9 protein-coding genes are annotated in these 11,544 nt (G+C 66.8%); 6 read left to right on the top strand and 3 right to left on the bottom strand.

What is annotated here, in order from left to right; translation table 11 throughout:
• Window positions 1–90 precede the first annotated feature (90 nt).
• Both endA and rio1 read left to right on the top strand, forming a co-directional pair.
• Entirely contained in the window at window positions 91–1,224 is a 1,134-nt protein-coding gene (endA, locus tag HALRU_RS00715) for a tRNA-intron lyase (protein WP_015299501.1), read from the top strand.
• Window positions 1,225–1,291: 67 nt separating this feature from the next.
• Window positions 1,292–2,158 (top strand): serine/threonine-protein kinase Rio1, encoded by an 867-nt coding sequence (gene rio1, locus HALRU_RS00710; protein WP_015299500.1) that lies wholly within the window; start codon window positions 1,292–1,294, stop codon window positions 2,156–2,158.
• A 39-nt stretch (window positions 2,159–2,197) separates the two neighbouring features.
• Here rio1 and HALRU_RS00705 read toward each other — a convergent pair whose 3' ends face one another.
• From HALRU_RS00705 to HALRU_RS00695, 3 genes are all read right to left on the bottom strand, one after another.
• Complete coding sequence (locus HALRU_RS00705) at window positions 2,198–3,286, bottom strand: ABC transporter ATP-binding protein (protein ID WP_015299499.1); 1,089 nt, start codon at window positions 3,284–3,286, stop codon at window positions 2,198–2,200.
• Entirely contained in the window at window positions 3,286–5,154 is a 1,869-nt protein-coding gene (locus HALRU_RS00700; protein WP_015299498.1) for an ABC transporter permease, read from the bottom strand. The genes HALRU_RS00705 and HALRU_RS00700 overlap by 1 nt, the downstream gene beginning before the upstream one ends.
• Window positions 5,155–5,239: 85 nt before the next feature.
• Window positions 5,240–6,349, bottom strand: a complete 1,110-nt coding sequence (locus HALRU_RS00695; protein WP_015299497.1) for a thiamine ABC transporter substrate-binding protein — start codon at window positions 6,347–6,349, stop codon at window positions 5,240–5,242.
• Window positions 6,350–6,728: 379 nt separating this feature from the next.
• On the opposite strand from HALRU_RS00695, the gene HALRU_RS00690 reads away from it, so the two are divergent.
• The 4 genes from HALRU_RS00690 to thsA all read left to right on the top strand — a co-directional run bounded on the left by HALRU_RS00690 (window position 6,729) and on the right by thsA (window position 11,358).
• Window positions 6,729–8,045: a tryptophan--tRNA ligase gene (locus HALRU_RS00690; protein WP_015299496.1), complete on the top strand. Its 1,317-nt coding sequence runs from the start codon at window positions 6,729–6,731 to the stop codon at window positions 8,043–8,045.
• 109 nt (window positions 8,046–8,154) lie between these two features.
• A complete protein-coding gene (locus HALRU_RS00685; RefSeq protein WP_015299495.1) occupies window positions 8,155–8,826 on the top strand; it encodes a hypothetical protein in 672 nt (223 codons plus the stop codon).
• A gap of 25 nt (window positions 8,827–8,851) precedes the next feature.
• Window positions 8,852–9,421, top strand: a complete 570-nt coding sequence (locus HALRU_RS00680; protein WP_007701646.1) for a KH domain-containing protein — start codon at window positions 8,852–8,854, stop codon at window positions 9,419–9,421.
• 272 nt (window positions 9,422–9,693) lie between these two features.
• Entirely contained in the window at window positions 9,694–11,358 is a 1,665-nt protein-coding gene (gene thsA, locus HALRU_RS00675; RefSeq protein ID WP_148680577.1) for a thermosome subunit alpha, read from the top strand.
• Window positions 11,359–11,544: the final 186 nt, after the last annotated feature.

Raw genomic sequence — 11,544 nt, 5'->3', positions numbered from 1 at the left:
AGGTCTAGATACCCGCCGACCGACACACGCTCTGACGGCCCGAAATCGTCGATTCGTAGCCCCTTTGTGCCAGCGCGTTCAACGACGCCCATGGCACTCGAGGGCGAACTGGACAGCGACGTCGTTCGACTCGGCGGCGACGCTCGCCAGCGGTTTCACGACGCCCGTGGCTACGGCTACCCGCTCTCGGGCAACGAGATCGCCCTCTCCCCCGTCGAAGCGGCCCACCTGCTCTACACGGACAACATAGACGGGGTCCGCGTCGACGGCGAGCGAGTCGGCTTTCGGGGCTTTACGGCCCGCGAGCCGGGGGTGGACTTCGCCGTCCGCTACCTCGTCTACGCCGACCTCCGTGCCCGGGGACTGTACCTCTCGCCGGCACGTGAGCCCTGGATCGACCCCGACGCGTTCGACGGCGTCGACGACGACACCGACTTCGCCGTCTACCCGCGCGGCAAGGGGCCGAACGACGGCGAACTCGAATACGCCCTCCGCGTCCTCGGCGAGCGAACGGACGTCCCAGCGACGGCGCTCGAACCCGGCGTCCTCGCCGTCGTCGACGAAGAGAGCGAGATTACCTACCTCGAGGTGGCCACGCCGACGGTGACGGGCGACAGCGTCCGGGTGACCGATCCGGGACTCGTCCCACTCGGTACCGATGGGATGGACCCGTCGGAAACCGGCGTCGGCGCCGACCTGCTCGAAGACCGCGTCGTGATCTGGAACCCACCGACGGCACTCTACGAACGAACCTTCTACGGCCAGCCACTGGAGGGCCGCGAGTACGACGGTGAGACACCGACCATCCAGTGCTCGCTGCTCGAAGCGGCCCACCTCGCGTCGGTCGGCGTGCTCGACCTGGATCCGGGTGCCGTTCGCGAGCGGGGCAGAGCTGTCGAAGGCGACCGGTTCGATCGCCGGCTTCGCGTCTACACCGCGCTTCGGGAACGCGGCGTCGTCCCGAAGACCGGCTACAAGTTCGGCGCCGACTTTCGAACGTACGCGACCGTCGACACGGTCGACGACCTCGGCCACTCCGAGCACCTGATCCGGGTCGTGCCGAGCACCCACGACTTCGAGCCGCGTGACCTCTCGCTCGACGTCCGGCTGGCCCACGGCGTTCGCAAGACGATGGTGGTCGCGCTCGTCACGGACGAGCCAGCACACCCAGACGATCCAGCCGAGGGCATCAGCTGGCGGTCGGTCGAACGCCTGACGCCCTGATGTGAATGGGGACCCACCACCAGCCAATGCCGAGCCTTTTAGCCCGTCGGGCGGTTAGGACGATCGAATGGGAGACGAGTACGGACTGGTCGACACGGACTCCGTCGAAGTTCCCGGCGACGAGTGGGAAGAGATCGACGTCTCGGAGACGGAGGCCGACCGGATCGCCCGCAAACGCGACCGGAAATTCAGCCAGTTCCGCGAGCGCCTGACCGACGCCGACCAGTTCAAGGTCGAACAGTCGGTGTTCGACGACGCGACGTTCGCCGCGCTGTACAAACTCGTCCAGGACGGCCACGTCGAAGCCTTCGGCGGCCCCATCTCGACGGGCAAGGAGGCCAACGTCTATCAGGCGCTGGGTCCCGACGACACCGAGGTCGCAGTGAAGGTCTACCGCATCAACGCCTCGAGTTTCCGCCAGATGCGGTCGTATCTGGAGGGCGACCCCCGGTTCGAGGGGCTGGGCGGCAAGAAGAAAGACGTCGTGCTCGCCTGGGTGAAAAAGGAGTTCGCCAACCTGCGACGGGCCGAGCGCGCGGGTGTCCGCGTCCCGGAACCGATCGCGACCGAGCGAAACGTCCTCGTGATGGAGTACATCGGCGACGAGGCAGGGCGAGCGAGGCGACTCGGCGAGGTCACGATCGAGAACCCACAGACGGCCTACGAGGTACTCCGGGAGTACATGCGCCGCCTCTACGCGGCGGGGATCGTCCACGGCGACCTGAGCGAGTACAACGTCGTCTTTCACGACGGGCAACTGATCGTCATCGACCTCGGACAGGCGGTGACGGTCCACCACCCCAACAGCCGCGAGTTCTTAGAGCGCGACTGTACGAACGTGGCCTCGTTCTTCCGGCGCCAGGGCGTCGACGTCAGCGACGACGACCTGCTCGCGTTCGTGACCGACCCCGAACCGGATCCATCGCGGGAGTAGCGAGACGGTACGCGAGCCGGCGTTCGCGACAGTGGACTCTTATTCGACGTCGACGACGTGTGCAGCCGACGGCTCGAACCCGACGGTGAGGTCGCCGTCCGGCGACCGTTCGTCGATAGTGTCGTCGACGTGCAACACGATCGGCCGGCCGTTCCATCGACCGTTACACCGGACGCGCTCGCCGAGGAATTCGGTCGTTTCGACGGCGACGGTGAAGCGATTGTGCTCGACGGCCCGCGAGAGGGCGTCCGGCCGGACACAGAACGTGACCCGGTCGGCGGTGTCGGGGAGTGTCGGGAGGGAAAACGTCCACCCGTCGACGGTGACGCGTGACCGATCGTCGGTCGTCTCGTCGACGGTGCCCTCGAAGACGTTGTTGTCGCCGACGAACTCGGCGACGAAGCGCGTCGCCGGTTCCCGGTAGATCTCTCGTGGCGGGCCAACCTGTTCGACCCGGCCGGCGTTCATGACGGCGAGGCGGTCCGAGATGGCCAGCGCCTCCGACTGATCGTGGGTGACGTAGACGGTCGTGATGTCGAGCTGGGTCTGGATTCGTTTCACCTGTCGGCGTAGCGACTCCCGGAGGCGAGCGTCCAGTGCGCTCATCGGTTCGTCGAGCAGGAGCAAGGAGGGTTCCGGCGCGAGCGCACGGGCGAGGGCCACACGCTGTTGTTGTCCGCCGGAGAGCTGTGCCGGGTCGCGCTCGCCCATCCCGGCGAGATCGACGAGGTCGAGCAGGTGCTCGATTCGGTCGTCGCGGGAGGTGCCTGCAGGCGGATCGCGAAATCGCAGGCCGTAGCCGACGTTCTCGGCGACGGTCATGTGCGGAAAGAGCGCGTAGCTCTGGAAGACGACGCCGACGTCCCGCCGTTCGGGGGCAACGCCAGTGACGTCGTCCCCGTCGAACGAGACACGCCCGTGCGTGGGCGCCTCGAAGCCGGCGATCGTCCGTAACGTGGTCGTCTTCCCGCAGCCGGAGGGACCGACGAGCGTGAAGAACTCGCCGTCGCGGATCGTCAGGTCGGCGTCGCGCAGGGCGAGCGTTCCCGATTCGTCGGCCGCGTCGGGTGACGTTCCCCCTCCCCCGTCGTAGCGCTTCGAGACGCCGTCGAGGCGGAGATCGGTCATCACTCGAACCTCCCGCCGACGCGATCGACGACGACGAAGCTGGCTGCGGTGACGGCGAGGAGCACCGTTCCCATGGCGAGGGCGGGGCCGGATCGCCGGCCGAGGTAGCGCTCGACGGCCACTGGCATGGTGTAGGCGTCGCTCCCGGTCGCCAAAATCACCGTCGAAGAGAATTCGCCGATCGAGATGGCGAACGCGAAGGCGGCCCCGGCGACGATGGCAGAGGCGACGAGCGGGAGTTCGACGTCGAGCAGTGCCCGACCCCGCGAGGCCCCGAGGGCCCGAGCGGATTCGACCAGCGCCGGGTCGAGGTCGTCGAGTTGTGGCGAGACGGTTCGCGTGACGAACGGGTACGCGGCGACGGCGTGGGCGGCGACGATCGCCACGGTCCCGGTCACCTGCAGGCGCCACCCACCGGGGAGCGAGATTCCGAAGACGAGCCCCTGCAGGAGGCCGATCCCGAAGACGATGCCGCTGACCGCGAGGGGAAGCATGGCGAGCGTATCGACGACCGTTCCGCTCCGGCCGGCCCGCGTCGTCACCACGGAGACGACGACACCCATCGGGACGGCCACGAGGAGCGTCGCGAGCCCGAAGAGCAACGAGTTTACGATGGCGCGAAACGGCAACGTCTGGAACGACTCGCCCTCGAGTTGGCGGTCGAGCAGGAACGCGTAGTGACGGAGGGTGAACCCGCTCCCGTCGGTGACGCTCCCGAGAACGAGGCTCGCGAGCGGGCCGACGAAGACGACCAGCGCGAGGAGGCCGTAGCCGACGATCGCCAGTCGGCGTGGCGAACAGACGCTCCGCAGGTCCGGGAACAGGCGTTCGCGTGGGGGCGGAGAGCCGGTCGCCGAGAGCCCCGACTGGGCGGACTCGTAGCGGAGGTACGCGTAGGTCAGGCCGAGCGAGATGACGGTCTCGAGGATGGCGAGCGTCGCGGCTTCGGTGAAGGCGAGGGTACTGACCCGGTCGTAGATCCAGACCTCGACGGTCGCGAGTTCCAGCCCGCCGAGCGCGAGGACGATCGGGAACGTCATGAACGTGAAGATGAACGTCAGGAGGGCACCGGCGAGGATCGCCGGGCGCAGTTGCGGGAAGACGACGTCGACGAATGCACGGCGCCGACTCGCCCCCAGACTGCGGGCGGTCTCGACGCTCCGGACGTCGACGGACTCCCAGGCGGCGACCGTCACTCGGGCGATCAGCGGCGCGTTGTAGAAGGCGTGGGCCACGATCACGATCGCGAGCGGGTTCCACTCGATGAACGGATACGGGCCGAGGCCAACGACGCCGAGAAGGGAGTTGATCGTTCCCGCCCGGCCGAACGTGGCGTAGAAGCCGACCGCGACGAGAATGCCAGGGAGGACGAACGGGAGGATCGTCAGCGATCGGATCGTTCGGCGGCCCCAGAAGTCGTATTTCGCGAGGACGGCCGCAGCCGGAAGTCCGAGTGCGAGGCTGGCGAGTGTCGAGAGGGCCGCCTGGTAGGCCGTAAAGCCGAACAGGCCCAGACGGAGGCTCGGCGTGTCGACGGCGAGCCACGGGATCGAGATGCCGATTCCCGGGACGGTCACGACGGTCGCGGAGATCGAAATTGCCGTAAGCCACCCCCAGATCCCCGCGAGATGGTCCGGGATCGCCAGCGGATCGGCGGCGATCGTCGCCAGCTCGCCGACGAAGAACGGGTCGGTAAGGACGTCGGCGAACGACCCGAAAGCGATCGAGCCACGATCGACGACGGCCTCCGCGAAGACGATCGCGACCGGGACGTACAGCATCACCACGAGGGTCGCCGCGGTGGCGAGGGCGAGGAACGTCAGTGCGTGACGCTCGATCCAGGCAGTCACGGCCTCGGTTCGAGCCATCTCGACTCCAGTCCGGTCGGCCACGGCCCTGCCGGTTGCGGTGTCGGACGGCCGGTCGTGACGGGGCTCGTCGTCTGACACGGCCCTACAGCCCGGTCCGGTCGCGCGCCCACTCCTCGACCCAGCCGTCGAGGTTGCCCCGGAGTCGGTCGTAGCCGATCGTCACGGCCTCCGGCGGTTCGTGGGCGTACTGGTCGAAGTCATCGGCCAGATCGACGTGTTCGGCAGCAACGGCCGGGAACTGGACGTTGCGCTGGGCGATCTCGGCCTGGGCGTCGCTCGAGAGCAGGAAGTCGACGAACGTGTGCGCGAGCGCCGCGTTCGACGCCCGGTCGAAGACGCCGACACCCTCGGGGTTGGCGTACCCCTGCCCCTCGGGGAACGCGATCTGGTGGCGGCTCATGTCGTAGCCCTCGGCGGCCGCGAACACCTGGTCGGTCGAGTACGAGACCACCATCGGCCGCTCTTCTTCCATGTACGCTCCGTAGTACGATTCGGTCCAGTCGTCGAGGATACGGACGTCGTTGGCCGCGAGATCGTTCCAGTACTCGAGATAGTCGTCCTCGCCGTACGCATCGATCGTCCACAGCAAGAACGCCTGGCCCGGGTCCGACGTCTGGGCGTTCTGGGCGAGGAGCGTCCCCTCGTAGGCGGGGTCAAGCAGGTCGTCGAACGTCTCGGGTGCATCGACGACGGTCTCGTCGTAGACCAGGCTGATGTACCCGGTGTCGAACGGACGAACCCGGCCGTGCGGGTCACCCATCGCCAGGCCGTCGCGGATACGATCGGTCCGGTCGAGTCGGTCGTCGGCGAGTTCGAGAAAGAGCCCGCCGTCGCCGAGTTGGTCGTCGATGCGGGCCAGGTCGTCGACGTTGACCCCCAGATAGACGTCTGCCTCGAGCGAGGCATCCTGGGCTTCACGCTGGATGTAGTGATTGAGTCCGTTCTCCGCCGTCGTCCACTCGAGGGTGGCGTCTGAGTGGGCCTCCTCGAACGCCTCCTTCAGCCAGGTTCCCGCCGGATCGGTCCCGTCGATCATCGAGTCGTACGTGGCGACCGTGATCGTTCCCGACTCCGGGGAACCCGACAGTTCGTCCCCCGAACTCGGCGACTCACTGCCGTCGCGTGTGAGGCAGCCAGCGACCCCTGCGAGCGTCCCGCCGCCGATCGTGCCGACGAACGTGCGTCGTCTCATTACTGGATGGTCCCACTGGGTGGTCTTAAGAACCAGCATTTAGATCCCGGGACGCATCGAACGTCTAGTAACTATTCGACACAGAGAACGGCGGCCCGATTAGGATACGAAAAATTGGGCGCACCCTGGTTTGCGACCGGGACAGTGTGTCGGACGAAGCAGCGGCCCGGGCGAAACCGTTAGGTAACCACAGCGACGATGTATCCGTATGCATCCCGCTCTCGGCTGGTGCTGGCGTCACCCATCGAGAGCGGACAGTGTCGATGGCAACGGCGTCGCGGCCTAACCCGGCGTCGTGGTGTCGGCGGCTCCCTTCGTTCTCTCCACCGCTCCCGGATAGCTATCCGACAGCCCGCAGTTCACCCCGCAGCGACGCACAATGGCACGACACGATTCATCTGACACACCCGACACAGCGGAACCGACCAGTGAACACCCGACCGATCCAGCCACAGCGACCGGCGGACACTCGTCCGACCCAGCCGCATCGGCCACCGAACATTCGCCCGAACGACCCTCGTCTGCACGACTCGATGGCAACACCGTCACCGACACCGAGTACGACCGCCTCGTTTCGGAGTTCGGCGCCGAGCCGCTCTCCGACGAACAGATCGAGCGGCTCCCCTACCATCCAGCGATCCGGCGGCGGACGATGTACGCCGGTCGCGACGTCGATCAGTATCTCGACGCCGCGGAGGCAGGCCAAGCCCACTCGATCGTCACCGGCGTCGGTCCCTCGGGCCCGCTCCACCTCGGTCACGTCCTCCCGCTGTACCTCGCGAAGCGCTTCCAGGACGAGACGGGAGCGACGGTGTACCTCCCGTTTTCGGACGACGAGAAGCTCCTCTCCAGAGACCTGACGTTCGACGAGATCGGCGAGTTCACCCGAGACAACCTCCGGGACGTCCTCGCCGTCGGCTTCGATCCCGAGCGAACACGGATCGTCCTCGACACGGCCGACGCCGACGTGATCTATCCCATCGCCGTCTCGCTGGCCGAGCGGCTGACGCCGGCGACCGTCGATGCGGTCTACGGCGAGCAGGACAACGTGGGACTCTCGTTCTATCCGGCCGTCCAGGCCACGCACCTCCTGCTCCCGCAACTTGTCGAGGGACAGCAACCGACGCTGGTCCCCATCGCCGTCGATCAAGATCCCCACGTCAGGATCTGCCGCGACCTCGCGGCGAGGGAGTCACTGCCCGTCCAGAAGCCGGGCGCGCTCCTCGGTCGCTTCCTTCCAGCCCTCGACGGCCCGGGGAAGCTGAGTTCCTCGGACGACGCCCCGTCGATCGAGTTGACCGACGACCGCGAAACGGTCGCGAAAACGATTCGCGAACACGCCTACACGGGCGGGCAATCGACGGTCGAGAAACACCGGGAACTGGGTGGCGACCCCAGCGTCGACGTCCCGTTCCAGTACCTGCGCTACCTGTTCGAACCGGACGACGCTGAACTCGAGCGAATCGAGCGCGCGTACCGTGCCGGCGAGCTGTTGAGCGGCGAACTGAAGGAGCTCGCGATCGACCGAATCGCGGACTTCCTGGCAGATCACCAGCGCCGGCGCGAGGCGCTCGGGTCACTCGCGGACGAACTCGGGCCGTATCGGCTCCGCCCGGGAGAGCGTGCGCGAGCGCTCGAACGGGTCGGCGTCCCGCGGCATCGGCCGCCCTCCCCCCACCAAGCCGATCGGGGGTAGCCACGGGTACGGACCGTCGAAATCGACGCAGGCACGCTGCCCCGGCCAGTACTGTAGACCGGTCACGGAGCCGTCAACGTTACCTACCGGGACTGTGAACGCTGGCGAAATGACAGCACCAGAATCAACGGAGGCACGCACCACAACGGGCGACGATCGAGAATCGTTCTTCGACGACGTTCCGTGGCAACAAGCACTGGTCATCGGAATCGGCGCGTTCGTCGTGGGGTTCGTTCTGCTCAGCGGCCTCGTGGTAGCCGAGGGAGTGCTCGACGATAGTGTGACCGACGAGACCGGCGAGGTCGATTCACAGGGAGACGAACCGGGACTGCTGACAGTGCTCGGATGGGTGTACTTTGGCGCTCACTTCGTCGATCTCGGCGTGGACACGGTGTTCGGATCGATGTCGTTCGATATGTTCGGTGCGCTCATGGAAGAGGCCGTGATCCCCGAAATCCTCTGGCGCCTCGTCCCGGTCGTCGTCCTGATCGGCGCGGGTTACCTGCTCGCAGCGCGGGTGCTCCCGGCGACCGCGTCGCCGGAGGACGGGGCGAAGATCGGCGCGACGGTGACCGTCGGCTATCTGCTCACGGTTGCAATCGGGACGCAAGTGTTCGAGTTCACCGGTGACGAAGGGACGTCCGCAAGCGTCGAATTCACCGAAGCGCTGCTGCTGGCAGGGCTGCTCTATCCGATTCTCCTGGGCGCGTTCGGTGGCTATCTCGCCGTCCGCCGCGGGGCGACAGAGACCAATGCAGGCCAGTTCGGTCCAAGGGCTTAACCCCGCGCACCGAATAGGCCCGATCATGCAGCACGTGAAGATTCCGCAGGACCGCATCGGCGTCCTCATCGGCAGCGGCGGGGAGACGATGCGGGAGATCGAGTCGGCCGCCGAGGTCAGGCTCGACATCGACTCCGAGAACGGGTCGGTCGCGGTCGAGACCGTCGGCGATCCCGTGCTCGGCCTGAAGGGACCGGACATCGTCCGGGCGATCGGGCGCGGGTTCGCCCCCGAGGACGCCCTGGCGCTGCTCGACGACGAACTGATGATGTTCGACATCGTCGACATCGACACGGCGTCCCGCAACGCGAACGACATGAAGCGACAGAAGGGCCGACTGATCGGCGAGAACGGCCGCACCCGCGAGCTCATGGAGGAGCTCTCGGGCGCCTCCGTCGTCATCTACGGCTCGACGCTCGCGATCATCGGGACGCCGGAACAGGTCGACGTCGTCCGCACCGCCGCGGAGATGCTTCTCGACGGTGCGCCCCACGGCGCGGTCTACTCGTTCTTAGAAGAGAAGCACAACGAACTCAAACGACAGGGGCTCGAGTACCATCGCTTCCCGGGCTCGGGCACGGAAGAACAAGCCTGATCGCCGGCACAGGCTTGATGGCCGAGGGACAACGGCTGACTGATGTTCTGGCGACCGCATCCAGACCCGGTTCTCCGGGCGAAACGCAGCTGATCAACAGCAGCGACCCACGTACCAGACAGTTGTCCCCCCAGCGAAAACCGTACTTAAACCCCGCGTGCTAGACGACCACACAGTCTCCGAATCCCACACACGGGCGGCAGTCAGACGACAGGGAGCGAAAAGCCTATATAGAATCACAAACAATCCTTCGAGTGACTATGGCTCAGCAAATGGGCAACCAGCCCCTCATCGTCCTCTCGGACGACAGTCAGCGCACATCGGGTAAAGACGCACAGTCGATGAACATCCAGGCCGGCAAGGCCGTCGCGGAGTCCGTCCGCACCACGCTCGGCCCGAAGGGCATGGACAAGATGCTCGTCGACTCCAGTGGCTCCGTCATCGTTACCAACGACGGTGTCACCCTCCTGACGGAGATGGAGATCGACCACCCGGCCGCCGACATGATCGTCGACGTCGCCGAGACCCAGGAGAGCGAAGTCGGCGACGGTACTACCTCCGCCGTCGTCGTCGCCGGTGAACTGCTCAAGCGCGCCGAAGAGCTCCTCGACCAGGACATCCACGCGACCACCGTCGCGCAGGGCTACCGACAGGCTGCCCAGAAGGCCACGGAGGCCCTCGACGACGTCGCGATCGACGTCGACGCCGACGACAAAGAGATCCTCCAGCAGATCTCCGCCACCGCGATGACCGGCAAGGGCGCCGAGAACGCCCGCGACCTGCTCTCGGAGCTCGTCGTCGACGCCGTCCGCACTGTCGCCGACGACGACGGCATCGACACGGACAACATCTCCGTCGAGAAGGTCGTCGGCGGCGCCATCGAGAACTCCGAACTCGTCGAGGGCGTCCTCGTCAACAAGAGCCGCGTCTCCGACAACATGCCGTACTTCGTCGAGGACGCCAACGTCGCCGTCATCGACGGCGCACTCGAGGTCAAAGAGACCGAGATCGACGCCGAGGTCAACGTCACCGACCCCGACCAGCTCCAGCAGTTTATCGAGCAGGAAGAGGCCCAGCTCGAGGAGATGGTCGATCAGCTCGCCGACGTCGGCGCCGACGCCGTCTTCGTCGACTCCGGCATCGACGACATGGCCCAGCACTACCTCGCCCAGGAGGGCATCCTGGCCGTCCGCCGCGTCAAGAACTCCGACGCCCAGCAGATCGCCCGCTCGACCGGCGCGACGCCCGTCTCCTCCGTCGACGACATCACCGAAGACGACCTCGGCTTCGCCGGCTCCGTCTCCCAGAAGGAGATCGCCGGTGACGAACACGTCTTCGTCGAAGACGTCGAGGACGCCCAGGCCGTCACCCTCATTCTCCGCGGTGGCACCGAACACGTCATCGACGAGGTCGACCGCGCCATCGAGGACGCCATCGGCGTCGTCCGCACCACCATCGAGGACGGCAAGGTGCTCGCCGGCGGCGGCGCACCCGAAGTCGAGCTCTCGCTCGCCCTGCGCGACTACGCCGACTCCGTCGGCGGCCGCGAACAGCTCGCCGTCGAGGCCTTCGCCGACGCGTTAGAGGTCATCCCACGCACCCTCGCCGAGAACGCCGGCCTCGACCCCATCGACTCGCTGGTCGAACTGCGCTCCGACCACGACGCCGGCAAGACCGGCGCCGGGCTCGACGCCTACACCGGCGACACCGTCGACATGGAAGCCGACGGCGTCTACGAGCCAAAGCGCGTCAAGACTCAGGCCATCGACTCCGCGACCGAGGCCGCAGTCATGCTGCTTCGCATCGACGACGTCATCGCCGCGGGCGACCTCGCCGTCGCTGACGACGACGAGGGCGACGACATGCCGGCCGGCGGCCCAGGCGGAATGGGCGGCGGCATGGGTGGCATGGGCGGCGGTATGGGCGGCATGATGTAAAACGACCTTTTACGCTACGCTCATTTCGCGCCGGCGGCTTCGCCGCACGGCGCGCCGACGCTCGGTAAAAGGTCGATCAAAAGCACTCCTCCTTCCCCGCCGACGTCGCTTCGCGACGTCTCTGGGTCAGTCGTCGGCCCGCTCGTTCACTCCGTTCACTCGCGGTGAACGCCTTCGTTCGGATCG

The sequence above is a fragment of the Halovivax ruber XH-70 genome, from assembly GCF_000328525.1.
GTDB classification, from domain to species: domain Archaea; phylum Halobacteriota; class Halobacteria; order Halobacteriales; family Natrialbaceae; genus Halovivax; species Halovivax ruber.
The sequence above is the reverse complement of the archived record's forward strand: the minus strand, read 5'-3'. Positions and strand labels throughout refer to the sequence as shown.